Annotated in this window: 22 protein-coding genes; 11 read left to right on the top strand and 11 right to left on the bottom strand. The window is 61.0% G+C overall.

The genetic code is table 11. From position 1 onward, the window contains the following. Positions 1 to 903, bottom strand: a complete 903-nt coding sequence (locus EKH79_RS09390; protein ID WP_126673527.1) for an alpha/beta fold hydrolase — start codon at positions 901 to 903, stop codon at positions 1 to 3. 118 nt (positions 904 to 1,021) lie between these two features. On the opposite strand from EKH79_RS09390, the gene EKH79_RS09395 reads away from it, so the two are divergent. The 5 genes from EKH79_RS09395 (at position 1,022) to EKH79_RS09415 (ending at position 5,676) form a co-directional block, all read left to right on the top strand. Then, positions 1,022 to 1,600, top strand: coding sequence for a TetR/AcrR family transcriptional regulator (locus tag EKH79_RS09395; RefSeq protein ID WP_126673528.1), 579 nt, complete (start codon positions 1,022 to 1,024; stop codon positions 1,598 to 1,600). A 151-nt stretch (positions 1,601 to 1,751) separates the two neighbouring features. Continuing rightward, positions 1,752 to 3,521 carry a phosphoenolpyruvate carboxykinase (GTP) gene (locus EKH79_RS09400; RefSeq protein ID WP_126673529.1) on the top strand — a complete coding sequence of 590 codons (1,770 nt, stop codon included), beginning with the start codon at positions 1,752 to 1,754 and terminating at the stop codon, positions 3,519 to 3,521. 223 nt (positions 3,522 to 3,744) lie between these two features. Beyond that, positions 3,745 to 4,296 carry an RNA polymerase sigma factor gene (locus EKH79_RS09405; protein ID WP_126673530.1) on the top strand — a complete coding sequence of 184 codons (552 nt, stop codon included), beginning with the start codon at positions 3,745 to 3,747 and terminating at the stop codon, positions 4,294 to 4,296. Beyond that, positions 4,293 to 4,748, top strand: a complete 456-nt coding sequence (locus EKH79_RS09410) for a hypothetical protein (protein WP_126673531.1) — start codon at positions 4,293 to 4,295, stop codon at positions 4,746 to 4,748. Before EKH79_RS09405 ends, EKH79_RS09410 begins: the two co-directional genes overlap by 4 nt. Positions 4,749 to 4,770: 22 nt before the next feature. Further along, positions 4,771 to 5,676, top strand: a complete 906-nt coding sequence (locus EKH79_RS09415) for a DUF4097 family beta strand repeat-containing protein (RefSeq protein WP_126673532.1) — start codon at positions 4,771 to 4,773, stop codon at positions 5,674 to 5,676. A gap of 60 nt (positions 5,677 to 5,736) precedes the next feature. Here EKH79_RS09415 and EKH79_RS09420 read toward each other — a convergent pair whose 3' ends face one another. After that, positions 5,737 to 6,618, bottom strand: a complete 882-nt coding sequence (locus tag EKH79_RS09420) for a hypothetical protein (protein ID WP_126673533.1) — start codon at positions 6,616 to 6,618, stop codon at positions 5,737 to 5,739. 288 nt (positions 6,619 to 6,906) lie between these two features. Between EKH79_RS09420 and EKH79_RS09425 the strand changes: the two genes are divergently transcribed. Next, the gene (locus EKH79_RS09425; protein ID WP_126673534.1) at positions 6,907 to 9,798 is read left to right on the top strand and encodes a bifunctional diguanylate cyclase/phosphodiesterase; all 2,892 of its coding nucleotides are present in this window, start codon (positions 6,907 to 6,909) and stop codon (positions 9,796 to 9,798) included. A 17-nt stretch (positions 9,799 to 9,815) separates the two neighbouring features. Here EKH79_RS09425 and hslO read toward each other — a convergent pair whose 3' ends face one another. Then, a complete protein-coding gene (gene hslO / locus EKH79_RS09430) occupies positions 9,816 to 10,709 on the bottom strand; it encodes an Hsp33 family molecular chaperone HslO (protein WP_126673535.1) in 894 nt (297 codons plus the stop codon). A 110-nt stretch (positions 10,710 to 10,819) separates the two neighbouring features. Here hslO and mtgA point away from each other — a divergent pair, with 110 nt between their 5' ends. The 3 genes from mtgA to EKH79_RS09445 all read left to right on the top strand — a co-directional run bounded on the left by mtgA (position 10,820) and on the right by EKH79_RS09445 (position 13,072). Further along, on the top strand, positions 10,820 to 11,566 hold the full coding sequence (gene mtgA / locus EKH79_RS09435) for a monofunctional biosynthetic peptidoglycan transglycosylase (protein ID WP_126673536.1): 747 nt from the start codon (positions 10,820 to 10,822) through the stop codon (positions 11,564 to 11,566). A 63-nt stretch (positions 11,567 to 11,629) separates the two neighbouring features. Next, positions 11,630 to 12,562, top strand: coding sequence for a glycosyltransferase family 2 protein (locus EKH79_RS09440; protein WP_126673537.1), 933 nt, complete (start codon positions 11,630 to 11,632; stop codon positions 12,560 to 12,562). Positions 12,563 to 12,643: 81 nt separating this feature from the next. Continuing rightward, positions 12,644 to 13,072 carry a CBS domain-containing protein gene (locus EKH79_RS09445; RefSeq protein WP_126673538.1) on the top strand — a complete coding sequence of 143 codons (429 nt, stop codon included), beginning with the start codon at positions 12,644 to 12,646 and terminating at the stop codon, positions 13,070 to 13,072. Here the strand turns inward: EKH79_RS09445 and EKH79_RS09450 are convergent, their stop codons facing one another. Next, positions 13,073 to 14,335 carry an NTP/NDP exchange transporter gene (locus tag EKH79_RS09450; RefSeq protein WP_126673539.1) on the bottom strand — a complete coding sequence of 421 codons (1,263 nt, stop codon included), beginning with the start codon at positions 14,333 to 14,335 and terminating at the stop codon, positions 13,073 to 13,075. It abuts the gene before it with no gap. 81 nt (positions 14,336 to 14,416) lie between these two features. On the opposite strand from EKH79_RS09450, the gene EKH79_RS09455 reads away from it, so the two are divergent. Beyond that, entirely contained in the window at positions 14,417 to 16,024 is a 1,608-nt protein-coding gene (locus EKH79_RS09455; RefSeq protein WP_126673540.1) for a GMC family oxidoreductase, read from the top strand. A 200-nt stretch (positions 16,025 to 16,224) separates the two neighbouring features. Then, positions 16,225 to 17,553: a serine hydrolase domain-containing protein gene (locus EKH79_RS09460; protein ID WP_126673541.1), complete on the top strand. Its 1,329-nt coding sequence runs from the start codon at positions 16,225 to 16,227 to the stop codon at positions 17,551 to 17,553. A 121-nt stretch (positions 17,554 to 17,674) separates the two neighbouring features. Here the strand turns inward: EKH79_RS09460 and EKH79_RS09465 are convergent, their stop codons facing one another. The 7 genes from EKH79_RS09465 to EKH79_RS09495 all read right to left on the bottom strand — a co-directional run bounded on the left by EKH79_RS09465 (position 17,675) and on the right by EKH79_RS09495 (position 24,593). Then, on the bottom strand, positions 17,675 to 18,727 hold the full coding sequence (locus EKH79_RS09465; protein ID WP_126673542.1) for an energy transducer TonB: 1,053 nt from the start codon (positions 18,725 to 18,727) through the stop codon (positions 17,675 to 17,677). A 417-nt stretch (positions 18,728 to 19,144) separates the two neighbouring features. Then, positions 19,145 to 19,669: a met regulon transcriptional regulator MetJ gene (metJ, locus tag EKH79_RS19145; protein ID WP_126673543.1), complete on the bottom strand. Its 525-nt coding sequence runs from the start codon at positions 19,667 to 19,669 to the stop codon at positions 19,145 to 19,147. A 583-nt stretch (positions 19,670 to 20,252) separates the two neighbouring features. Next, complete coding sequence (gene gcvH, locus EKH79_RS09475) at positions 20,253 to 20,648, bottom strand: glycine cleavage system protein GcvH (protein ID WP_126673544.1); 396 nt, start codon at positions 20,646 to 20,648, stop codon at positions 20,253 to 20,255. Positions 20,649 to 20,747: 99 nt separating this feature from the next. Then, on the bottom strand, positions 20,748 to 21,848 hold the full coding sequence (gene gcvT / locus EKH79_RS09480) for a glycine cleavage system aminomethyltransferase GcvT (RefSeq protein WP_126673545.1): 1,101 nt from the start codon (positions 21,846 to 21,848) through the stop codon (positions 20,748 to 20,750). 68 nt (positions 21,849 to 21,916) lie between these two features. Beyond that, complete coding sequence (locus tag EKH79_RS09485; protein ID WP_126673546.1) at positions 21,917 to 22,561, bottom strand: alpha-ketoglutarate-dependent dioxygenase AlkB family protein; 645 nt, start codon at positions 22,559 to 22,561, stop codon at positions 21,917 to 21,919. After that, complete coding sequence (locus tag EKH79_RS09490; protein WP_126673547.1) at positions 22,551 to 23,138, bottom strand: class I SAM-dependent methyltransferase; 588 nt, start codon at positions 23,136 to 23,138, stop codon at positions 22,551 to 22,553. Before EKH79_RS09490 ends, EKH79_RS09485 begins: the two co-directional genes overlap by 11 nt. A 57-nt stretch (positions 23,139 to 23,195) precedes the next feature. Next, positions 23,196 to 24,593, bottom strand: a complete 1,398-nt coding sequence (locus EKH79_RS09495) for an amidase (protein ID WP_126673548.1) — start codon at positions 24,591 to 24,593, stop codon at positions 23,196 to 23,198. Positions 24,594 to 24,629: the final 36 nt, after the last annotated feature.

The following is a 24,629-nucleotide window of genomic DNA, read 5'->3' on the forward strand; positions in this document are numbered from 1 at the left end:
TCAACACCTCGTTGCAGGTTGCTTGATCGCGTCGACGTCGGCGTCGACACGTTCCAGGCTTGCCATGAAGCCTGCGATCTGGGCTGTAAATGCGTCATTCGCATCGCCAGCCAACATATGGGTAGCGCCAGGTACTTCGGCATGCCGTGCATGCGGTACCAGTGCGAGAAATTCTTCGACCGTGCGATGGGAGACCACATCGCTGCGCTCGCCGGACAGCAACAGCACCGGCACGTCGACCTTCGCGGCGGCCTCGAGCAAACGCGGCTGATAGCGTTCGCTCTCCATGATCAGGCTGCCAGAAAGCAATGCCGGATCCCAATGCCAGCGCAAACGTCCATCGGCGCCTTCGCGAAGCAGCGGGCGCAGTTGCTGCTCGCTCTTGCGTTCGCGTCGCTGCGGCAGATATTCGGCAATCTGTTCGGCGGCTTCGTCGTAGCTCGCAAAGCCATCGGGATGCGCTTGCATGAACGCGAGAATGCGTTCGACGCCGGATGTTTCCCAGCGCGGCGTAATGTCGACCAGCACCATCGCGCGAAACGGCGATGGCCGTGTTTCACCCGCAACGGCCAGACCGAGCAAGCCACCCATCGACGCGCCGATCAGGATTGGCGGTTGCGGCTGAACGCGTGCGATACCTAGCAGATCGTCGACGAACTGTTCCATGTGGTAATCGCCACCCGGCACGTGGTCGCTTTCCCCGTGACCGCGGCTGTCGAAGGTCACGCAGCGGCAACCGCGAGCGGCCATCGTCGCGGCAGCGGCCTTCCATGCTCCGCGCGTCTGGCCGAAGCCGTGCGCAAACAGCAGTGTCGGCGCATCGGCGGGATGGCGTACATCGGCCGCCAGCGATAGGCCGTCGCTGGTCGTGAATGAAATGCGCGTGGCGGTTGTGGATTCCATACGCACGAGTATGGAGCGCTCGCGAAACGCCGTCAACCGGCGCCCGAGAATTGCGTGCTGGAACTGTGAAACCGCCCGCGGAGCACCGTTTTTGCGCGGTCTGGGCTACCATACGGAAATGAATGTACGCCAGAAACCTGAACGCACACGCCTTTCCGCTGAAGACTGGGAAGACGCAGCTCTTACTTTGATCAGCGAACAAGGCGTGGGCGCTTTGGCCGTCGAGGCGCTCGCCCGTCAGCTTGGCGTAACCAAGGGTAGCTTTTACTGGCATTTCCGCACCCGTGAAGCCTTGTTGCAGGCCGCGCTGGAACGCTGGGAACAATACGGCGAACGCGAAATCATCAGCCAGATCGAGGCGATCCCCGATCCGCGCGAACGCCTGCCGGAACTGTTCCGCCGCGTCGCCCACGAGCTGCAGCCGCACCGTGTATACGCCGCACTGCTGAAAGCACTGGACCACCCGCTGGTCGTTCCGGTGATGGCGCGCGTTTCCAAGCGCCGTACCGAGTTTCTGCATACGGCTTATAAGCAGGCGGGGATGGAAGGCGCCGATGCACTGAACCGTGCGCGCCTGACTTATGCCGCCTATGTCGGCTTCCTGCAGCTCAATTTCACGCTCGGCCTGCCAAGGTTGAGCCACGAAGAGTTCGACGCCTACGTCGAACACATGATCGCGACGCTGATTCCTGCCTAAGCGGCTTGTTGCAAGTGATGATTCCAAGTGCCTGACGCGTCAGGCGCGACACCCCGCCGCACGCCCGTTTGCTGCACATAACCTTGCAATGCCAGTTCCTGTAACTTAGCGTTCTACATCCTTTTTGTGGGTAGACCAAGGCGAGGGAAACATGACGAGCAAGCTGGATTCGCTCGAGCGATGGGTTAATGACGTGGCGGCAAAGACCCGCCCCGCGACCATCCACTGGTGTAACGGCTCCGATGCCGAATATCGGATGCTGACGCAGCAGATGCTGCAAAGCGGAGATCTGATCGAACTCAACCAGCAGACCCATCCGGGCTGCTATCTGCATCGCTCCAGTCCGTCGGACGTGGCGCGCGTCGAACATCTCACCTTCGTCTGCACGAAGGACGAGGCCGACGCCGGCCCGAACAATCACTGGATGGCGCCGGCCGACGCGCACGCCAAGATGGATGCGTTGTTCGACGGCTGCATGGAAGGCCGCACCATGTACGTGATTCCGTACTGCATGGGGCCGATCGATTCACCGCTATCGCGTTGCGGCGTCGAAATCACCGATAGCCCCTACGTGGTCGTGAATATGCGCACGATGACGCGCATGGGCGCGGCAGCGCTTGCGCGTATCGAGCGCGAAGGCAGCTTCGTGAAGGGCCTGCACTCGACTGGCGAGCTCGATCCTGAGCGTCGCTTCATCATGCATTTTCCCGAAGAGCTGTCGATTCAATCGTACGGCTCGGGCTACGGCGGCAATGCGCTGCTCGGCAAGAAATGCCATGCGCTTCGCATCGCCAGCTATCAGGCACGCACGGAAGGCTGGCTCGCCGAGCACATGCTGATCGTCGGTATCGAAAATCCGCAGGGCCAGACGCATTACATCGCGGCAGCGTTCCCGTCGGCATGCGGCAAAACCAATCTGGCAATGCTGATTCCGCCGGAGGGTTATCGCAAAGACGGCTGGCGCGTGTGGACCGTCGGCGACGATATCTGCTGGATGCGTCCTGGTGCAGATGGACGTCTATACGCCATCAACCCCGAAGCCGGCTTCTTCGGCGTGGCGCCGGGCACCAGCACATTGAGCAACCCCAATGCGCTAACGACGATTGCACGCGACACAATCTTCACCAACGTCGCCGTCACCGCCGATAACCAGCCCTGGTGGGAAGGCGTGCCCGGTACGCCGGTGACGGATTGGCAAGGTCGTCCGTTCGACGCCGCCAATGGCCCCGCCGCACATCCGAATTCGCGCTTCACCGTCAGCGCCAAACAGTGCCCGACGTGGTCGTCCAAAGCCGAAGATGCGCAAGGCGTGCCGATCAGCGCGATCGTTTTCGGTGGCCGTCGGCCGTCGCTGATTCCGCTGGTGATGGAAGCGCGCGACTGGACGCACGGCGTGCTGATGGGCGCCGCGATGGGTTCGGAAACCACAGCGGCCGCCACGGGTGCGGTGGGCGTGCTTCGCCGCGACTCGATGGCGATGAAGCCATTCTGCGGTTATCACTACGGCGACTACTTCACCCACTGGCTCTCGTTCGACAAGGCCGGGGCCAAGCTGCCGAAGATCTTCCACGTGAACTGGTTCCGCAAAGGCAAGGACGGCAAGTTCATGTGGCCGGGCTTCGGCGAAAACCTGCGCGTGCTGGAGTGGATGATCAACCGCGTCGAGGGCAAGGCCCGCGGCACGGAAACCCCGATCGGCATCCTGCCCGCCCAGAATGAGCTGAAGATGGACGGTCTGGATCTGCCGCGCGAAACGCTGACCGAACTACTCCAGGTCGACATTCCCGGCTGGCAGACCGAACTGCACGCCATCGGCGAGTACCTCGACAGCTTCAGCCCGCGTCTCCCTGCCCGCCTGCGGCAGGAGCAGCAACGCGTGGCTCAGGCCCTGGAAATACCGCGCAAGGCTGCAAACGCGTGAAGCACTGACTTCCTCTCCCTTCGGGGAGAGGACCGAGGTGAGGGGTCAATCTTGCGATAAGAGCCATGAAAGTCGGCTTTGAACCCGCCTTATCGCAAGATTGGCCCCTCATCCCGACCTTCTCCCCAAAGGGGAGAAGGAGTAATCCCCTCTAAACCTATTGGCTTGCAACGGCATCAAAGCTAGCAAGATGATTGCTGCTTGCATTGCCAACGGAAGTGCCATGCCACCTGCACTGGCTGCGGGACACCACAACGATATGGATGACGTACGCGCGGCCGCAGCGGGCGACCGTCAGGCATTCCAGCGCCTCTACCGCCAGCACGCGAGCCGGATCCATGGCGCGATGTTGCGGTTGTCCGGCTACGATCATGCGCGGGCGGAGGACCTGACCCAGGATGCCTTCGTGCGTGCCTGGCAGAAGCTCGACAGCTTTCGCGAACAGAGTGCTTTCGGTACGTGGCTTTATCGGTTGGCGGTGAATGTGGCACTGATGGACATACGGGCGCGGGGCGCCGACCCCGTCGGTTATATCGACGAGGACAGCCTTCCCGAGCATGGCGAGACGCCGTTCTGTGCGGCCGAACGCGATGAACTGGAACGTGCGATCGGCAAACTACCGCCGCGCGCGCGCGCCGTATTGGTACTGCATGACGTGGAAGGCTGGCACCACGACGAAATTGCCGGCGAACTGGGTATGGCAGTGGGCTCATCCAAGGCGCAACTGCATCGTGCACGCGGGTTGCTGCGCAAAGCACTTGGAGATGTGACATGAACGAATTTGAATGGCTGCGCCAAATGCGCGATCTGAACCAGCCGGTCGCACCGCGGGATGATCTGTGGGCGCGTATCGACGCTGCGATCGACAACGCAACGCCGGCGGTGGTGGAAACGCCGACGCCGATCAGGCGGCCGCGTCATCGGCAAGCCTGGGCGCTTGCGGCCAGTGCGGCAGCGGTCATGCTGCTGGCCGGTGGCATCGCCTGGCGCATGCATTCCGTTGCGCCGTCTGTCGTAGTCAGCAACAAACCGAACCTGGAAAACGCACCGTGGAAACCAAGCGATCCACGTTTCGCCGGTGCCGCCGTGGAATTTGGCGCCGCACGCATGGAACTGCAACAGGCGATGCAGCAAGCTCCCGATTCACCCGCCTTGCAGCGCCTGCTGCAACGTACCGAACAACAGCAAACACAGCTGCGCGAGCAGTTGGAGAAACAAGCCGGCTAAGGCTCTTCAGGACACAATAACTATGAAAAACGCCCGCTACCTGCCGCTGCTTATCTGCCTGTCCTGGGGAGGGCAGGCCATGGCCGATACCCCGCTCGACGTGAGCCATCCCGCCTCATCCACAGCGCATATCGACATCATCAACATCAAAGGCGAAGTCACCATCACCGCATGGGATCGCAACGAAGTTCACGTCGGCGGCGAGCTAGGCGAAGGCGCCGCACCGCTGAGCATCGATGGCAGCGAAAACAATCTGACCATCGGCGTGAAGGCCGAAGGACAAAGCGGATGGCTTAACTGGGGCAGCGACAAATCGATGTCGTCCACGCGCCTGGACATCAGCGTGCCGCGCGGTGCATCGCTGAAGGTGAAGATCGTCAGTGCACCGCTCAGCATCGACGGCATCAACGGCGGCGATATCGACGTCAGTTCGGTCAGCGGCCGCGTGCGCATCAATGCGCAGACGCCCATGCTCAACGTCATCTCCGTGAGCGGCAACATCGCGTTCTCGGGTCAGGCAGCACAGGCAAAATTGCAAACCGTGAGTGGCGACATTCTTGCGCCATCACTCGGCAACAGCGTCGACCTGCAAACCATTTCCGGCCGCATTCAAGCCGGTGGCGGCCCATGGCAACATCTCAATCTCAGCACCGTATCGGGTGACGTGCAGCTTGCGGGCTCGCTGGCGTCGGGCGGCAATATCACCATCGACAGCATGAGCGGCGATGTGCAACTGCTGGTTCCGTCGGCGCTATCGAGCAACGTGCACGCCACAACCTTCAGCGGCGATCTGCGCAGCGACTTCGGCACACCCAAGCAACCCGAACACGGCCCGGGCAGTTCGCTCGATGCGGTGGCAGGCACCGGCAACGGCAAGATCAATGTCGAATCGTTCAGCGGCGACGTGCGCATCCGTAAGCAGGATTGAACACGTGCACAAACAAAAAGCCCCTGCATGGCGGGGGCTTTTTTTATGCGTGATACCGGATCAAAGATCCTGGTGATATTGCACGTACGGCGTGCGCGACTGATCCGGCTGCGGCGGACCGGCCGGCGTATTGGTCGCATTGCCGGAAGACCACACGTTCTGCGCACCGAAACTCAACGAACCCTGCCACGGCAAACGCCAGGTAACGCCTAGATCGATACTGTTCCAACGGCGATCCGGATACAGGCCAGGGTTGGGCATGCCCGGATTGTTCACTTCCGGCTGCATGCTGCGGCCAATGATGCTACCGCTGACCGGGCCATGATCGATGCCGAAGCTCAGGGCTTTCTGATCCAGCGTGCTCAAGCCCAACAAATTGCCCGGCAGCAAGTGGATGCGTCCCATGCTCGCGCCCAACACCACGCCGCTATTGCCACTGAGTGCGAGTCGGCCCTTGGCATTGAGCTGCGTGCTGTTGTCGAAATCGGTGAGACCATTCACGCCAGTGACTGCGCCGGGGAGCACGCGCGGTAGCGGAGTGGGATTGGTCACCTGATCTTGCGCGACACTCAGACCGAGGCTGTAGCGCCCGGTGTTGTAGGTTGCGCCCACTTCCGTACCGACGATACGCGGCTGCGTCGCCCACGATTTCTGATTGATCGTGGCCTGCGTCGTGACATTCGGTGTCACGCCATATTGCAGCGTGCTCGAATTGACAGTGCCGCCGCCCAACGGATTCAACGACAACGACGAGTCGTTTTGTGCGCCGGCCGTCGTCGAATTCTGCGATTGGATCAGCAATGAACCCGGCGCCGGCTGGCCGGTCTTCAACGTCGTCTGCTGTTGTATCCACGGATTGGTGGACTGATCAGCGCTCACAGTTTGCCCTGCCGCGATCAGCGGCATGCAAAGCAATGGCAATGTCAGCAGCAATCGGCGCATGAACATTCGAAAGCGACGTATAGGACACCCGTCCAGGCCTCGAGGAGGCATGGACACCCGGAGTTCAGTATATCTGATTTTACTTTTTACTAACACCCGGGACCGCATAAAATTTCTGTGGGCCACTATGCCAAAAAAGCCTTTCGAACAAGGACTTGCTGGCACGCCGGATGCTTGTCACAGTAGCCTCCCGGGGAGGCCGTGAAGAAGCTGTGAGTCCAAACGACATGACGGCGCCATCACGATATATAGTCAGCCAAAACACTGGGCAGGGGTCCAACTAATTCCATGAATTCAGCGCCTGGCCGCAGTTTTCCGTCGCCAGCCTCCGGGGTTATTCCGGCGGAGCTGCGTGAGACCATGGAAAAGCTGTTTCGTGCGGTCGACTCGGTTAGCGTCCTGGAAACCTGCGAAGCCGCCCTCGTTCATCTGGGCCTGACCGGCACGCTCCATTGGGTGTCCTCCGAAGCGGAAGATCCCGCTGCGCCGCCGGGCCGGATGAGCCTGGCGAAGGACCCGCAAAGTCTGCAGACCCTCGTTCTGGATGGCGATCCGGCCCAGCTGAACGATGTGGCCACGGCCGAACTGGCCTGGCTCGGGCGCCTGGCCAGCACTCGCCTGCGCCAGCTCAGTGAAACCGGCCGTCTCTATGAAGCCATTTCGCGCCTCGCCATGGCCGAGCGTCTGCAACGCGCGCTCTACGCCATTGCCGATCTGGCCGGCACCGCTCACAACATGAGCGAGATGATGCAATCGCTGCATTCCATCGTCGGCATGCTGATGTACGCGGAGAACTTCTACATCTTCCTGTACGACCCGGGCACGGATAGCGTGCGCTTTCCGTATTACGTCGACACTGCCGATCAGAAGCCGCCGTCACCCGACGAAACCTATCCGCTGCAGGACATGCGACACAGCCTGTCGTGGAATCTGCTGCAGACGGGTCAGCCGATCATGGGTTCGGTGGAAGAGCTGGCGCGGCAACTGGAAGGACGCTTCCAACTCGTAGGACCGGCGTGCGAGCACTGGCTGGGCGTACCGCTGCTGCGTGGCAGCCAGGTCGTCGGTGGTATCGCCGTGCAGAGTTATCGCGCAGATACGCACTACACGCGGCACGATCGCGACCTGCTCAACTATGTGGCGCAGCACATGCAAACCGCGCTGGAGCGCCGCGAAGCACACGCCGAACTGGAGCGTCGCGTCGCCGATCGTACCGCCGCGTTGCGTGCGACCAACCGCGTACTTCGCCAACAGGTTTTGCAACGCCAACGTGGCGAGCGCCTGCAGTCTGCATTGTTTCGCATCGCTGAACTGGCAAGTGCACCGGAAAGTCAGCAAAACTTCTATGCAGCGGTTCACCGCGTCGTCGGCGGATTGCTCTACGCGCGCAACTTCTACATTGCGCTGCTCGATGAAAGTTCGCAGACCATCAGCTTTCCGTATTCGATCGACGAAAAAGAGACAACACGTCAACCGCGCCCCATCGGCAATGGCGCGACGGAATACGTACTCAAACACGGCAAACCGCTGCTGGCAGACCGCCAGACGTTCGATCGGCTCGCTGAGGTCGGCGAATGCGTGCAGTCAGGCACGCCATCCGTCTGCTGGCTCGGTGTGCCGCTGGTGTGGGACGACCGCGTGATGGGCGTCCTCGCTGTGCAAAGTTATTCGCCCAAGCACATCTACGACACCCGCGATCAGGAACTGCTCACCTTCGTGAGCTACCACATCGCCAACGCGTTGCAACGCAAGCAAACCGCCGAATCGCTGAAACAGGCGTATGTGAATCTGGAGCGCCGCGTCACCGAACGTACGCGCGCCCTCGCACTCGCCAACCGCGATTTGCGTGAGCAGATCGCCGAACGCGAGCGCGTCGAACGACGGTTGATGTACGAAACCCTGCATGATTCCCTGACTGGCCTGCCCAACCGCACATTGCTGCTGCAGCGACTCGGTCAGGCACTGCAGGGCTATCACGCCGATGCGGCCAAGCTGTTTGCGGTGCTGTTTATCGACCTGGATCGCTTCAAGGTCATCAACGATTCCGTGGGTCATCTGATCGGCGACGATTTGCTGTTCCAGGCCGGCAGCCGCATTCGCGCCTGCCTCAAAACACGCGATTTAGTGGCGCGTCTGGGCGGCGACGAATTCGCGGTATTGCTGGAAGGTATCAGCGATGCCGGCAAAGCGACGGTGGTGGCCGAACGCATCATCGCGGAATTGCACGTGCCGTTCCGTCTCGGCATCAAGGAAATCTTTACCTCAGCGTCCATCGGCATCGCGTTGCCCGCACAGCATTACCAGCAACCGGAAGAGTTGCTGCGCGATGCGGACGCGGCCATGTATCGCGCCAAGGACGAAGGGCGCCATCGCGCCGCCATGTTCGACGATCGTCTTCGCCGCGAAGTGCTTTCGCTGCTTGAGATGGAAGGCGACTTGCGCCGCGCATTGACGCGCAACGAGTTCGTGCCGTTCTACCAGCCGATCGTTTCGCTCGAGGACGGTCGCACAGTCGGTTATGAAGCGCTGCTGCGCTGGCGCCACCCCGATCGCGGCCTGCTGTGTCCCGGCGATTTTCTCGCCGTGGCCGAAGAAAACGGCAGCGCGGAAAGCATCGACTGGCAGATCTTCGAACAGGTTGCATCACAGGCAAGCATGCTGGCTGGCGCGGACGGTTTCGTCAGCCTCAATGTTTCCGGGCGCCATTTCCGCCTACCCGATCTGGATGATCGCTTGTTGAACCTGTTGCGCGCACATCGCGTCAACCCGCGTTCGCTGCGTATCGAGGTGACCGAACGCACGCTGCTGGAAAACCCCTCGCAGGTGAAACGCATGCTCGATAACCTGCGCGATCACGGCGTCGGCATCGCGTTGGACGACTTCGGCACCGGCTATTCGTCGCTAAGTTATCTGCATCAGTATCCGATCGAAACGCTGAAGATCGACCGCACCTTCATCACCGAACTTGCCAACGCCGGCAGCCCCAGCGTGCCGGTGGTGCGTGCGATTCAGGTGCTGGCCGACTCGCTGCAGATGCAGGTGATTGCCGAAGGCATTGAAGAAGAAGCGCAGCGCCAGGCGCTGCGCCACATCGGCTGCCGCTTTGGGCAAGGTTTCCTGTTTGCCAGGCCGCAATCGGCGGACTTCTGGTTGGGGACGACGATCAGCACGGTGAGCTGACCGTCCGCCTCACGGCGTCATTGCACCGTCGATGAGGTCGCAGCGCCGCCACTCAACAGATGCTCCGCGTCGACACGGTCGAACGTGTAGCTACGCGCGCAGAATTCGCACGTCACTTCGATCAGGCCCTGCTGCGTTTCCAGCGTGGCTTCGATCTCTTCGCGACCCAGCGAACGCAACATCGTTTCGACACGTTCGCGCGAACAGCTGCAGCCGAACGCGAGCGGGCGCGGTTGGAACAGGCGCACGGTTTCCTCGTGATACAGGCGATAAAGCAACTGCTCCGGTGGCGTTGTCAGCAGCTCGGCCTTGCCCAATGTCGCAGTGAGATGCTCGATGCGCGGCCATGCGTCTTCGTCGTGCACCGCATCGCGTCCGCCCTCACCCGGCAGCTTCTGCAACATCAGGCCCACCGCGTGTTCCTCGTTCGCGGCGAGAATGATGCGAGCAGGCAACTGCTCGGACTGCTGGAAGTAATTCTCCAGCGCGCCGGCAAGTTCCGGATGACGCAAATCGACCAGACCCTGGTAACGCTTGCCGCGCTCCGCGTGGCCGATGGTGATGGCCATGATCGCGTCGGGCAGGCTGCTCAGCGGCAACTCGTCCGGCACGGCGCCGTCCCAGCGAGCCAGGCCACGCAAACGGCCGGTGTCGGAGCATTCGGCGAACAGCAGGCGCAGCGCGCCGGCGCTCTTCAATTCAATCGACAATGCGCCATCGAGTTTGATGTTGCCGGTGAGCAATGCACTGGCGGCGAGCGACTGACCGAGCAGATCGCGCAATGCGGCCGGATAGTCGGCTCGGCCGGCCACCTCGCGCCACGCAGGTCCCAGCCGCACGACGACGCCACGTACACCCGCGCGCTCGAGCATGAACCGATGCAACACGTCTTCCACAAGTACGGTTTCCACTTCTCAACCTCACAAAGCCAGACAACCAAAGATGGGGGCTCGCTTGGATCTGACAATAGCCTACCCCTGTCGCCGCTTATACTGCGCCAGCCTTTGTCCACGGGTTGACCATGCCACAGCTGCCCTTGCTCCGCCGTCTACTGCGCTACGCCGGCATTCTGGTGCTGTCCTGGGTGGCGCTGAGCTGGCTGGTGGTCTTCGTGCTGCGCTTCGTGCCGCCGTGGACCTCCGCCGTGATGATGGAGCGCCGCCTGAGCGCGATGGTTCATGGCGAGAAGGATTTTCATCTGCAGCACCATTGGGTGCCCTGGTCGCGGATTTCGCCGTGGGTGCCCATTGCGATGGTGGCCGGTGAAGATCAGAAATTCCCGTTTCATCACGGCTTTGACTTCAACTCCATCCAGAACGCAATTGACGCGGCGGACGATGGCAGACGCCTGCGCGGGGCCAGCACGATCAGCCAGCAGACAGCGAAAAATCTTTTCCTATGGAACGGCCGAAGCTTCGTTCGCAAAGGGTTGGAGGCGTATTTCACGGTGTTGCTGGAAATCACCTGGCCCAAGCAGCGCATTCTTGAGGTGTACATGAACATCGCGCAGTTAGGAGATGGCATCTACGGCGTGGGGGCTGCGAGCGACACGTTCTTCCACACCTCTCCTGCGCAGCTTGGGCCCGCACAGGCGGCGAGACTGGCCGCCGTGCTACCCAGTCCTGATCGCTTCCGTGCCGACCGTCCAAGCGGCTATGTCATGGAACGAAGCCGTTGGATCGAGCAGCAGATGGAACAGCTCGGCGGTCCGGCCTACCTGCAAAGCAAACAACCGCCGCGTGACACAGGCAACGGCCGGCGGCGTTGATGGGCCACTACTTCTGCCAGCTCTCACGCTAGCATTGCTTACACCACGCATCGGATCTGCAGCATGCCGAAACTCACCGTTGTCGTTCCCGCCTTTAACGAAGCGGAAGTGCTACCGATCTTCCACGAACGTCTGTGGAAAGTGCTGGACGGACTTTCGCTGCAGTGCGACATGCTGTACGTGGATGACGGCAGCCGGGATAGCACCTGGGACATCATGCAATCGCTGGCCGCTGCAGATCCGCGCGTCGGCGCGCTGAAACTCTCGCGCAATTTCGGCAAGGAAATCGCGCTTACCGCGGGGCTGGATCATGTCGATGCCGATGCCGCGATCGTCATCGACGCCGATTTGCAGGACCCGCCCGAACTCATTCCCGAACTTGTCGCGCAATGGCAGGCGGGCCATGACGTGGTGTATGCGACACGCAGCGCACGTGCCGGCGAGACGGGTTTCAAGCGGTTCACCGCCGCCGCGTTTTATCGGACGATGGAGATGATGTCTGATGTCGCGGTACCACGCGACACCGGCGATTTTCGCCTGCTTTCGCGGCGCGCGCTGAACGCGCTTGCGCAGTTGCGCGAACGCCAGCGCTTCATGAAAGGTTTGTTTACCTGGATTGGCTACAAGCAGATTGCAGTCCGGTATATGCGCGATCCGCGCAAGGCGGGCAAAACGAAATGGAACTATTGGCGCCTGGCGCAATTCGCCATGGAAGGCATCACGTCCTTTTCCATCGCGCCGTTGAGACTCGCCACGTGGACGGGCCTGGCCGCCTCCGTCTTTGCGTTCCTTCTCGGCATCAAGGTGCTTGCCAAAGCACTTATGCATGGCGACCCGGTGCCTGGCTACCCGAGTCTGATGGTCGCTGTGCTGTTTCTTGGCGGCATTCAGCTGCTTGCCCTAGGTGTAATCGGCGAATACCTCGGCCGCAACTACAACGAAAGCAAGCAACGCCCGCTGTATTTCATCGAAGAAGAGCGTTTGCCACGCGCGTAAGCGTCGTTTCACACGAATGCTACATCCGGGCGCTACACTGTGGGACACGCGGCCATGCTGCGGCCGCCGGGGAGGTTTGGCATGCGTCAGGTCAAGCATCTGCTTGCCACGAAAGGCACCGATATCTTCGCCGTCGCGCCCGAAGCGCCCGTGCTGGAAGCCGTCAAACACATGGCCGAGCGACATGTTGGTGCGTTGCTGGTGATGCGTGGCGAGCAACTGGTCGGCATCGTTTCCGAACGCGACTACGCGCGCAAGGTCATCCTGCAGGGACGATCGTCCGCGCAAACGGCCGTGTCGGAGATCATGAGCAGTCCGGCGCTCACCGTCACTCCCGAAACGGATGTGTTCGATTGCATGCGTCTATGCACAGACAGCCGCATCCGCCATTTGCCGGTGGTTCACGGCAATCGCGTTCTGGGCGTCATCTCGATCGGCGATCTGGTCAAGGAAGTGATCAACGCGCAGGCTGAAGAAATCGATCAGCTGCAGCGTTACATCACTAGTTGATCACACCTGCTCGGCGGCAGGCTTCGTCGTCGTTGCGCTCGCGCTGCCCTCCGGCATGAGATCGGGGGAATATGCTGCCTTGCGCGCAACCCAGATTCCCAGGCTCGCAATACCGGCGCCGATCAGCGCGACGCTGCCGAGTGCAGCGCCCAGTTTGTCCAGCCCGCTTACACCGCTGGTGACAATCAGATCACCGAAGCGCCATACCGCGGTCTCGACGAAGTTCTTGCCCTTGTAGCGCGTCTCGCGAGGCACGCGCGTGTAGAGGGCATCGACCGCCGGCTTGGTCATACCGTAAGCGAACGCGCGCGTCGTCACGATCATGACGGCCAATAACGGCACGGCATAGCCGAGCAGCGATACTTCAGCATGACCGCCAATCGTGATCATAAGCAGCAACGCCACGTTGATGATCATCGGCAACATCAGCGCCCAGGCGGCACCGCGACGTACGAGCAGCCAACGTGTCAGTGTCAGCTGGAACAGTGCACCCAGCAGATTGGTGGCCAGATCGATGTGCCCGTAAAACGCCGTCCTCGCCACTGCATTCGTGAAATGCGACTTGGCGAAATCCGCAACCAATGCATAAGCAAGCGTGCCTACACCGTCGCCGAGCAGCATCAACACAGCCATATAGCGCAGGAACGGCCGCGACCAAAGTTCGCGCATTCCCGCCCATAGCGAACCACCAATGGGTTGTTCGGTGGCGCCGTCAGACGAGCATTTACTGGAAATACGCAATAAAAGCATCAACGACACGCCGAGCATCACCGCCGACACCAGCAGCAATGGTGCGACGCCGAGCAAACCGACCAGCATGGACGTCACAAACGGTCCAAAAATCGCGCCTGCCATGCCGCCTAACGCAATCAGCGGAAACACCTCGCGTGCGCGTTGGCTGCTGAATACATCGGCCATGAAGCTCCAGAACAGCGACACCACAAACAGGTTGAACACACTGACCCACATGAAGAAGATCACGCCAAGCGTGCGCGTACCAATGCGGTCCTGCGCCAAAAAGGCAGGAATAAACAGCAACAGGTCCACGATGAAGAAGCTGTAACTCCACACGAGCAATCGACGACGTGGAAAGCGTGCCACCAGCGCGCCGAATACCGGCGTGAGAATAAGCATCGCGATTAATGTTCCCGCGTAGAAAAGCGGCAGCTGCGAAGAGCCCACCGCACCACTCAACTGGTCACGCACGGGGCGCATGATGTAATAGGACGTCAGCACGAAAAAGAATGCGAATGCAGACACCATGGGCGTCGCATCTTTGCGTGCGATAACTGTCTGCGGGGAGTTCACTGGTGGTCTTCCAGCGTGAGGCCGCGCAAGACTAGCATGGCAAAGGAATCCGAACCTGGAGTGCATGTGGACTACGACTACGTGATCGTCGGCGCGGGTTCGGCAGGCTGCGTGTTGGCCAATCGGCTTAGCGCCCATCCAGGCAAGCGCGTGCTGTTGCTGGAAGCCGGTGGTTACGACTGGCATCCGTTGATTCACATGCCCGCCGGTATCGCACATCTGCCCAAGCAACGGCGCCTCAACTGGAACTACGACACGGAACCAGAGCCTGAGCTGCGTGGCCGCCGGCTGTGGTGGCCGCGCGGCAAGACATTGGGTGGCTCCAGTTCCATCAACGCGATGTGCTACATCCGCGGCGTGCCGGCCGACTATGACAGCTGGGCCGATGCAACCGGCGATGCCCGGTGGTCATGGCAACAAGTACTGCCGTGGTTTTTGCATAGCGAGGACAACACGCGCGGCGCAAGCACGTGGCACGCAACAGGCGGCCCGCTGAGCGTCTCGGACCTGCGATACCACAATCCCCTCTCGGCAGCGCTTGTCGACGCTGCCGCGAGCGCAGGATTCGTTCGCAACGATGATTTCAACGGTGCCGATCAGACAGGCTTCGGTTTCTATCAGGTCACACAGCGCAACGGCGCGCGTTGCTCGGCGTCGGTGGCGTTCCTGCGGCCGGCACGCACGCGACGGAACCTCCACGTGCGCACCCATGCGCTCGTGGAACGCGTACTGATCGAGCACGGGCGCGCCGTGGGTGTGCAACTGCGGCGCGGCTTCAGACACGAACGCATTCACGCCGGTGAAGTGATTCTCGCCGCGGGCGCGATCAATTCACCGCATCTGCTCATGCTCTCGGGTATCGGGCCGGCCGATCATTTGCGCGAACACGCGATCGAGCCGGCGATCGATCTGCCCGGTGTCGGTGCAAATCTGCAGGATCATCTGGACATCTGCACCTTGGTCGGCAGCACGCAGAACATCACCTACGATCGCATCAACGAACTCGCGGCCGGTTGGCGTTACCTGCGTCGTCACGATGGACCGGCCACGTCCAACGTGGCCGAGTCGGGCGGTTTCGTACGCAGCCGTCTGGCGACGGATGCACGCTGCGATCTTCAATTCCACTTTGTGCCCGCACTGCTCGACGATCATGGCCGCCATCGCTTGCCTGGCATCGGGTACACGCTGCATGCGTGCTATCTGCATCCTCGCAGTCGAGGCCGGTTGCATCTGCGTTCGGCCAATCCTGCCGAGCCCATCGCGATCCACGCCGGTTATCTGAGCGATCCGGAGGGGCACGATCTCGCGCGCATGATCGAAGGCGCAAAGATCTCGCGGGAGATCTTCGCGCAACCGGCTTTCGATGCGTATCGCGGCAATAGCGTCTTCCCTGAAAAGGCGCCGCAAACGGATCGTGACTGGGAAGATTTTGTGCGCCGCAAGGCGGAGACCATTTATCACCCCGTGGGAACGTGCCGCATGGGTGTAGACGAGCACGCTGTGGTGGACAGCGAACTGCGCGTGCATGGGGTCACGGGGCTACGCGTGGTGGATGCGTCAGTCATGCCCGCGCTCCCAAGCGGTAACACCAATGCGCCAACCATCATGATTGCTGAACGGGCTGCCGACCTAATACGTGGCTAACGGACTGACGCAACAGCGTTTAAGCGCCGCACAGGTGTGTAAACGCTTCGCCCACGCAAGTCGCACGCCAGTTAACTGGCCGATTTGCCGCCATTGTGGCTTGCTTCGAAGTGCCGCAAAATCCGGCGATCCCCATCATGGACGAATCCACGAAGACCCCTAACGGGGCGTCGCAAGACGTCCCTGGTACGCGGAGCAACATGCTTTTTTTCAAGCCGACTTTGCTGATTGCCAGTTTGCTCGGGGTCACCGCGGCACTGACAACGCAATCGACAGCCCGCGCCGTGGCGCCCACGGGTCAGCCCGTCGCGGTGGTGGCGCATCCGGTACGACAAGACACGCCGGTTGTCGACACGAGTGTCGCCAGCCTTCCGCCCGATCGCGTGAAGGCAAGTCTGGATGCTTATTCGCACTGGCTGGATGTCGTCGCACAACGCAACGAAGTCGCCGGCATGGCCACTGCGGTGATCGTCGATAACAAAGTCGCCTTCGAGCGCGAAATCGGTTACGCCGATACGTCCACGCAAGAACCGATCACCGCCGACACCGTGTTCCGGCTTGCATCGCTCTCCAAGGCATTCGCCACGGCGGTCACCGGCTTGCTGGTCGATGACGGTCACTTCAGTTGGGATACCAAACTCGCCGATGTGCTGCCCTTCTTCCAGTTGAAGGATGCGCAGGCGTCCAACCAAGCGACGGTGAAAGACATCGTGGGCCAGCGCCTGGGTTTGCCGCATAACACCTACGACTCGATGCTCGAAGACAACGTGCCGTACGAAGAACTGGTGCGCAAGCTCGATGAAGTACCGATGGCGTGCGACGTCGGCCAGTGCTACGGCTATCAGAACGTGGCCTTCAGTCTGATCGGCGATGTGATCTACGCCGAGACGGGCGACTTCTTCTATCACCAGGTCGACAAGCGCATCTTCTTTCCGCTCGGCATGGCCACGGCCAGTTACGGTCGCGACGCATTGGAAAGCAGCAAGAGCTGGGCGCGCCCGCACCGCCCGAGCGGCGCGCATAGCTGGACGCCGTTTGATCCGAAGGAAGCCTATTACCGTGTCGCCCCTGCCGCCGGCGTGAACGCCAGCCTGCACGACATGGAGCATTGGTTGATCGCGCAGATGGGTGGAAGGCCCGACGTGCTGCCGCAGCCGCTGCTGGAATATCTGCACGCACCCGGCGTGGATACGCCGACCGAGATGCACGGCGCGCCGTGGCGTCGTGCGCGCCTGAGCGCTGCCAGTTACGCGCTGGGCTGGCGCGTGTTCACGTACGGCGGCGAAACGATGGTCTTCCATGCCGGTGAAGTGGAAGGCTATCGCACCATGATCGCGTTCTTTCCGAAGTACCACGTTGGCATGGTGACGCTGTGGAACTCGCCAGGCGCGGTCGGCACCGACCTCATGCCGATGGTGTTCGACAGCATGCTCGGTCTGCCACACGTGGATTGGGCGGGCGTGGAAAGCGATCCACCGCCGGCTGGCACCCCGTCGGGCACACATCACAAACGGCATCGCCACAACTAGTCAGGTGATCGTTTGAGGAAGGCATTCCTGCAGTGCCCTCGATGCTCAGCCTCGATGTCAAAATAAAAAAGGCGGAGCCATGGCTCCGCCTTTTTCTCAGGCATGACTTGTCAGCGGGCGATTACTGCGCGCCACCCAGCGAGAACTGAATGCGCTGATGCTGCTGCGACTCTACCGCCACACCGTCGCGCAACGCCGGCGAGAACTTCGCACGGCGGATCGCCTCGATGGCGGCGCTGTCGAAGACATGTCGTGGCTGGGCACCGACAACCTGCACATTGCCGACAGTGCCATCCGCGTTGACGGTGAACGCAACGTCCACCCAGCCTTCGAGGTTGTTGCGCAACGCATTCGCCGGATATTGCACTCGAATGCTGCTGACCGGGATAGCGTCGCGTGTTTCGCCGCCACCCGACGAAGACGGCGTATTGGCCGCCACCTGTGTCGACGTAGCAGCCTTGGTCGCTGCCGCCTTGTCTGCTTCTTGCTGCTTGGCCTTTGCCGCTGCCAGCGCAGCCTGTTCCTGTGCCGCCTTATCTGCCGCCGCCTTGTCGGCTGCAGCCTTGTCGGTCGCCGCCTTGTCCGCTGCTGCCTTCTGCTGCGCGGCAAGATCGGCCTGATGCTGTGTATCGAGCTGCTTCTGCTGCTCTTCGTCCAGCGTTTTGCGCTGGGCATCGAGCTTGGAGCGCAGGATCGTCAACGTGTAGTTGGTCGGATCGACCTTCGCCAACAGATCGATCTCGCGCTGGGCTTCGTTGAAGTCGCGCTGATTGATCACCTGCTCGACGTTGTTTGCCGCGAACGGGAAGGTTTCGCGCAACGCGTCGGCCGCGGTCTGGTTACCCGGCTGCTTCTGCAACACGTCCAGATAGAACTCGAAGGCGTTGTTGCCAGCCGGTGCAATGACACGTTGCTCGTTCATCGCCTTGCGCGCGTTGGCCAATAGATCGTTAAGGCTCATCGCCTCGACATTGACCGGTGCCACCTGCTGCGCAGCGACAGGTGTGGATGGATGGCTACCAAGATCCACCGAGACCAGCTCTTCGTGTGGCTTGATGATTAAGAACCAGGACGCAACGGCCAACGCTCCAACAATACCGAGCACGGCGATGGTCAGGGGCTTGATAGCCCCACGCGCGCGCGAACGCGCAAGACGAATTTTTCGGGTATCCATGATCTCTCACTGACTACGTGGCATCAGATACCCGCGCTTCCCCCCTGTTATCCAGGAGCGGCTTTCCCCAGGGTTGCCGCAGCGCGGATGGAGAAAAGGTAACTCGATTATGGCGGCACGGCAAATCGCGTTGGACTTCACGTCCTGCGACGCAAATTGTTGGTAGGGGTACGAAAAATTCCTAGCTCGCTGTGCGGCTGGCGGAAAGGAAGGGGCATATAGAAGCGCGGCGGTGGAAAAGCGTCGACAGCGCAACACGACTTAACACTTCCGCGGGCGAGTCTGGTACCCGATGCTTCATTTTGGGTTCCCCAAAATGAAGCGTCCCGGCAGATGCCGGGACGAAACGCTTTTCGAAGCACCTCCCTGCGCTGGGCACCGCAGGGAGACAATTCCGATAAAACTTAGTTGTTGTGCTTACTTCTTAGCTTTCGAAGTCTTGGTGGCCTTCATGACCTTGGCAGCCGCTGCCTTCTTGGCAGTGCGCTTACGGGAAGCCTTGCGGGGTGCCTTTTTCGCAACGCGCTTGGCAGTGGCCTTCTTCGCGCCTACGCGCTTAGCGGCCTTCTTGGCAGTCTTGCGAACGGTGCGCTTCTTCGCAGTTGCCTTCTTGGCGACCGGCCGCTTCTTGGCGGCAGTCTTGCGAACAACGCGTTTCTTGGCGGCTTTCTTAGCCGATTTCCTAGCAGTTTTCTTGGCAGTGGCCATAGTTCGTCTCAGCTCCTCATCAGTTGGCAGTGGTTGCCCAGTAAAAGCGTGCAGGAACGCCTCAACCAGCAAATCGCTGTTCGTGGCGTGCCTTAAATTGTTCACCTGGCGGTAGGTGCGTAAATCCGAAAGCAGTCGCAGTACGTGCATCGGAATCGAAACGGTGATCTTTCTCACCGCGTCGGCTTTGGCGCCGTGTTCGACGTAAGGCTTTATGAATTTCGATGCCACCATTGGTACTGTTCCCTGTTATATGGTGCGAAAGCTATTCCTGAACATTTCAACTGTCAAATGATTTTCGCCATGAAATCAATCTGTTCGCTCCCGAGCGGGGACGACGGCGACTATCTCAACGGGTGTGCGCTACTCACAAAAATCATTGTCGGCAGCCGTCCAAACATCTAAAGGGCTTGTATGGCGCATTTACAAAATGTGCAAAAAACAAGCTGAAAAACGTGATTTTTCTCATTGACGCTGATACACACCAATCGTCCATTGCATTCATTGCACGATGGATGACACGGCGCGATTTTCATGCCTGAAGAGGGTCAAATCGGAGCATGAACGAAATTCAACCGAGATGCGTCCGGGAGACGCCAAAAGGGTCCGAATTCGTCTCCGAACACCCTCGATGCATTCCGGAACGACCTTGCGAGCGACCGATCGGAACGTCGTACACACCACCTCGCACGACATCATCGACGTCCGTTTTTGGATGATCGACACGGCGTGCGATCCCCCGTCGCGAGGATTTTTTCATACCGCAGAAACGACGACGGCCGCCTAAGCGGCCGTCGTTAATCGCGCCGATCGGCGATCAATGCTCTTCGTTTTCGATCAGTTCGGCGTAGGCGTCGGCGTCGAGCAGTTCGTCCAGCTCGCCGCGGTCGCTTGCCTTCACGGCGAAGATCCAGCCGTCGCCATAAGCATCTTCGTTGATGGTTTCGGGCTTGTCGTTGAGGTTTTCATTGACCTCGACAACCTCGCCGGAGACCGGGGAGTAAATGTCCGAAGCGGCCTTGACCGATTCGACCACGGCCGCGCCGGTACCGGCTTTCACCGAAGAACCGATCTCGGGAAGTTCAACGTAAACCAGGTCGCCGAGCTGGCCCTGCGCGTGGTCGGAGATGCCAACACGGATCAGGCCGTTGTCTTCGACACGGGCCCACTCGTGGGACTTGAGGAATTTCAGATCGCCGGGAATCTCGCTCATGGTCGGGTCCAGTCGTCGTAGGTTTAGATCAGGGGTGTAAGCGTGGATTCTAACCGCTTCCGCCGCGGCTCAATACCCACTTTGTGATGAGGTTTGTCTTTAGATGCCTTCGCAGGGTTTGCCGTCGCGGACGAAGGGAAACTTCACCATGCGAACCGGCACTTCCTTGCCGCGGATATCGACACGGACATTGTCCAATGCACCGACCGGCACGCGCGCGAACGCAACGGCTTTGTTCAAGGTCGGGGCAAAACTGCCGGAGAGAATTTCACCGTCGCCGCGATCGGTCAGCACTTTCTGGCCGTGACGCAATACACCTTTTTCGTCCAGCACCAGGCCAACCATCGTGCTCGGCACGCCAGCAGCCTTCTGTGCTTCGAGTGCCTTGCGGCCGATGAAGTCGCGGCCTTCATCCAGTGAAATGGTCCACGCCAGTGCCGCTTCCCATGGCGTGACGTTCTCGTCCATGTCCTGGCCGTAAAGATTCATGCCGGCTTCGAGACGCAAGGTGTCGCGTGCACCCAGACCGCAAGGTGCAACACCGGCGGCCTTCAGTTCGTTCCACAAGTTCACAGCCTGATCTTCCGGCACGATGATTTCGAATCCGTCCTCGCCGGTGTAGCCGGTGCGTGCGATGAACAGCGCCACGCCGTGCGGTCCCTGCGCTGCGGCAGCGGCAAAGCGGCCGAGCTTCTCGATGCGCGCACGATCAACCTCATGCAGCAAGCCCACGACCTTGGAGCGCGCATTCGGTCCCTGCACCGCGATCATCGCGAAGTCGGGGCGCTCCTGCACTTTCACGTCGAAGGCTTTTGCCTGCTTTTCGATCCAGGCCAGATCCTTGGCGCGCGTGGCCGCATTCACCACCAGGCGGAAGAATTCGTCGCCCAGGAAATAGACGATAAGGTCGTCGATCACGCCGCCCTGCTCGTTGAGCATGCAGGTGTACAGCGCCTTACCCTGCACTTTCAGCTTGTCGACGTTGTTGGCGACCAGATGACGCAGGAAGTCGCGCACCCGCTGGCCATGCAGATCGACCACCGTCATGTGGGAGACGTCGAACATGCCGGCGTCGCGGCGCACGGCGTGATGCTCTTCGATCTGCGAGCCGTAACTGATCGGCATGTCCCAGCCACCGAAATCGACCATGCGCGCGCCAAGCTCGCGATGGGTGGCGTTGAGTACGGTCTTGTCGGTCATTGCAGGTCTGCCAGGCTGGGGATCACACATTATCTCTGCCGCTCTGCATCAATCCAAGCTGCACGGCATCATGGTCGGCGCGACGCCAGCGTATGGATGTAGCGGAAGGTGAGGTTGATCCGGGGCGTATCGACCGCGGCGCTCTTGGGTAAATCATGCTGATAGAGGCGCTGCGTGGCGCCAGCCATGAGCAGCAGGCTGCCGTGTGCGAGCGGACATTCCATCGTATCGGCGGGCGCCAGGCGGGTCCCGCGCGGTACTCGCCGGCGCAAGCGAAATCGGCGCGTAGCCCCCAGGCTGAGCGATGCAATGACCGGCTGCTCACCTAGTTCAGGCTCGTCATCACTATGCCAGCCCATGGAATCGCGGCCGTCGCGATACAAATTGGCCAGCACGCTATTGAAATGTGCGCCACAAAACTGCTCGAGGCGAGCGCGCAGAGGCGTCAACGAAGGCGTCCAGGTGCGCGGCTCGAAGCGCGTGCGCGAATACATATAGGTGGTGCCCGGGCCGCCAATCCAGCAGCTCAATCGCGGTGCGCTCACCTCGCGGCCGAACATCAGGAACCGGTGCTGCTCCCAGGAAATTTCATCGAGCAACCGTTCGAGCAACCGATCGGCTTCATCCTTCACCAACCACGATGCGGCGTAACGCACATCCGCACCGGGCAATGGCAGCGCCTGCCAGGTGTCTTCACATGGTTCAACGATCATCGCGCGAATAGGCGTACACCTGCGCCGGCGGCGCATTGCGCCAGACCATGCCAACGCGCTCGCAACGCAATTGCAGGTCCTTGCGTACGCGCTCATCCAGCGGACTGCGCCATCCATAGGTGTATTGGACAAACACGCCGCCGGGACGAAGCACCGCGAAAGCCGCCGCCAGAATGTCGCGCTGCAATGACGGTGGCATCGTCAGCAAGCCCAAACTGCTGAGAATGGCATCGGCACCTGCGGGTGCCAGCACACCCGTGCGCTGCGCCAGCTCGTTGACGTGTCGTGCATCGGCGCACAGCACATGCGCATGCGGAAAGCGGTCCCGAAGGATGCCGTGCATCGTCTCGTTCATTTCCAGCACGAGCAGCTGCGCGGGCGAGACACCGTGATCGAGCAAGGCCTCTGTGATAACGCCGGTGCCACCACCGAGTTCGATCACGCACTCGGACTGATCGGGCATGGCGCTGATCATCATCCGCGCCAGCGGCTGTCCGGATGGAAGGACAGAGGCCATCTGCAGCGGATGCTTGATCCACTCGCGAAAAAACGTGAGTTGTTGCGTATAGGCGGGCATGGGGATGGGCGGCCGATTTTTCGCCCACTTTACCCGGCGTTCCGTAACAAAACGTTGTCAGACCGGAATCGGATATTCCGGCGCCGCATCCAGCGTGGCCGACCACACCGCGGCCAGCTCCAGCAGGCGCAGATCCGAGCCCCGCGCGCCCACCAGCTGCAACCCAACCGGCATCCCATCGGGCAATGTGCCCATGGGAATGCTGACGGCGGGGCATCCAGCGAGATTGGCGAAGCTGGTGAGATCGGCCTGCGAATCGGGCACGGGGCCATCCAAAGGAAAAGCGCCCTGCGGTGTGGTTGGCGTAACGAGCACGTCGATCTGCGCAAAGAGCCGCCGCATCTTCAAGGCGGCGGTGTCGAGTACACGATCGGCGTCGGCATAATCGACCGCCGATTTGCGCGCGGCGTAATCGATCATCTGGCGAAAACGCGGCGACACGGGATGTTCCGTATCGGCAAGTTGCATCTCAAACGTGCGTTGCATTTCCGCTTCCATCAGCAGCAGACCGGCGCGGCGCGCGCGTGGAAAATCCCAGTCTTCGAAATCCACGTTGCGCCGCTCGCCCAGTTCGCGATCGAGCTTGGCCAATGTCGCGTCGAATAGTGCGATGACGTCGGGCTGCACACCGCGATCCGGCAGATTCGACAAGACGCCGCAACGCAACTTGCCCGGTTCCCAATCCGGCGGCGAGAGTGCCACGCGACGGCGACGCGAGCGCGGATCGTCCGCGTCGTAACCGGCCAGCACCTGCAGCAACACGGTCAGATCGTCCACACTGCGCGCGATCAATCCGACGGTATCGAGCCAGCGCGCCGCGGGCGTCATGCCACGCGTGGAAATTTCGCCTTGCGTGGGCTTCAGTGCAAAGACGCCGCAATAACTCGCCGGAATGCGAATGGAGCCGAGACTGTCCGAACCGATCGCCGCAACGGCCAATCCCGCCGCCACGGCAGCCGCTGCACCGCCGGACGAACCGCCCGCGGTGTAGCCCTGCCGATGCGGATTGTGTGTGGGCCCGTAATGCGGATTGTCGGTGACGGCACCCAGCGCGCCCTCATCCATATTGGTCTTGCCCGTCAACACAGCGCCCGATGCGCGCAGGCGCGCCACCACATGCGCGTCGTATTCAGGAACACGACCCGTCGGCAACCCCGAACGCGTGGGCCAGCCGGCCACGTCGAAATTGTCCTTGATCGCAATCGGAATGCCGTCGAGCCGCCCGATGACGCCATCGCGGCGGCGATACTCGGCCATCTGCGCCTGTTCGCGCAGCAGCGCCACCGGACTCAAGGTCACATAGGCATTGAGCTGCGGATTGATGCGCTCGATGGCGCTCAGATAGACCTCGGACAACGCCTTCGCCTGCACGCGGCCAGCCGCCAGCCAGTGCAGCAACTGACACAGGCTTGCACGGCGCAGATCGATGTCAGCCATCGGCGGTACAGAATTCATGCGCACTCCGGCACAGGACCAACGCGATTAGGGTTC

The sequence above is a fragment of the Dyella dinghuensis genome (assembly GCF_003977615.1).
Classification (GTDB): domain Bacteria; phylum Pseudomonadota; class Gammaproteobacteria; order Xanthomonadales; family Rhodanobacteraceae; genus Dyella_B; species Dyella_B dinghuensis.

Coding starts and splice junctions, on each gene's coding strand:
- EKH79_RS09490 (WP_126673547.1), bottom strand. CDS start 23,138: ATGCCCGCCTATACGCAACAACTCACGTTTTTTCGCGAGTGGATCAAG.
- EKH79_RS09460 (WP_126673541.1), top strand. CDS start 16,225: ATGCTTTTTTTCAAGCCGACTTTGCTGATTGCCAGTTTGCTCGGGGTC.
- EKH79_RS09395 (WP_126673528.1), top strand. CDS start 1,022: ATGAATGTACGCCAGAAACCTGAACGCACACGCCTTTCCGCTGAAGAC.
- EKH79_RS09455 (WP_126673540.1), top strand. CDS start 14,417: ATGGCAAAGGAATCCGAACCTGGAGTGCATGTGGACTACGACTACGTG.
- EKH79_RS09410 (WP_126673531.1), top strand. CDS start 4,293: ATGAACGAATTTGAATGGCTGCGCCAAATGCGCGATCTGAACCAGCCG.
- EKH79_RS09400 (WP_126673529.1), top strand. CDS start 1,752: ATGACGAGCAAGCTGGATTCGCTCGAGCGATGGGTTAATGACGTGGCG.
- EKH79_RS09415 (WP_126673532.1), top strand. CDS start 4,771: ATGAAAAACGCCCGCTACCTGCCGCTGCTTATCTGCCTGTCCTGGGGA.
- EKH79_RS09405 (WP_126673530.1), top strand. CDS start 3,745: ATGCCACCTGCACTGGCTGCGGGACACCACAACGATATGGATGACGTA.
- EKH79_RS09485 (WP_126673546.1), bottom strand. CDS start 22,561: ATGATCGTTGAACCATGTGAAGACACCTGGCAGGCGCTGCCATTGCCC.
- mtgA (WP_126673536.1), top strand. CDS start 10,820: ATGCCACAGCTGCCCTTGCTCCGCCGTCTACTGCGCTACGCCGGCATT.
- gcvH (WP_126673544.1), bottom strand. CDS start 20,648: ATGAGCGAGATTCCCGGCGATCTGAAATTCCTCAAGTCCCACGAGTGG.
- EKH79_RS09390 (WP_126673527.1), bottom strand. CDS start 903: ATGGAATCCACAACCGCCACGCGCATTTCATTCACGACCAGCGACGGC.
- gcvT (WP_126673545.1), bottom strand. CDS start 21,848: ATGACCGACAAGACCGTACTCAACGCCACCCATCGCGAGCTTGGCGCG.
- EKH79_RS09445 (WP_126673538.1), top strand. CDS start 12,644: ATGCGTCAGGTCAAGCATCTGCTTGCCACGAAAGGCACCGATATCTTC.
- EKH79_RS09440 (WP_126673537.1), top strand. CDS start 11,630: ATGCCGAAACTCACCGTTGTCGTTCCCGCCTTTAACGAAGCGGAAGTG.
- EKH79_RS09465 (WP_126673542.1), bottom strand. CDS start 18,727: ATGGATACCCGAAAAATTCGTCTTGCGCGTTCGCGCGCGCGTGGGGCT.
- EKH79_RS09420 (WP_126673533.1), bottom strand. CDS start 6,618: ATGCGCCGATTGCTGCTGACATTGCCATTGCTTTGCATGCCGCTGATC.
- EKH79_RS09425 (WP_126673534.1), top strand. CDS start 6,907: ATGAATTCAGCGCCTGGCCGCAGTTTTCCGTCGCCAGCCTCCGGGGTT.
- EKH79_RS09450 (WP_126673539.1), bottom strand. CDS start 14,335: ATGGTGTCTGCATTCGCATTCTTTTTCGTGCTGACGTCCTATTACATC.
- metJ (WP_126673543.1), bottom strand. CDS start 19,669: ATGGTGGCATCGAAATTCATAAAGCCTTACGTCGAACACGGCGCCAAA.
- EKH79_RS09495 (WP_126673548.1), bottom strand. CDS start 24,593: ATGAATTCTGTACCGCCGATGGCTGACATCGATCTGCGCCGTGCAAGC.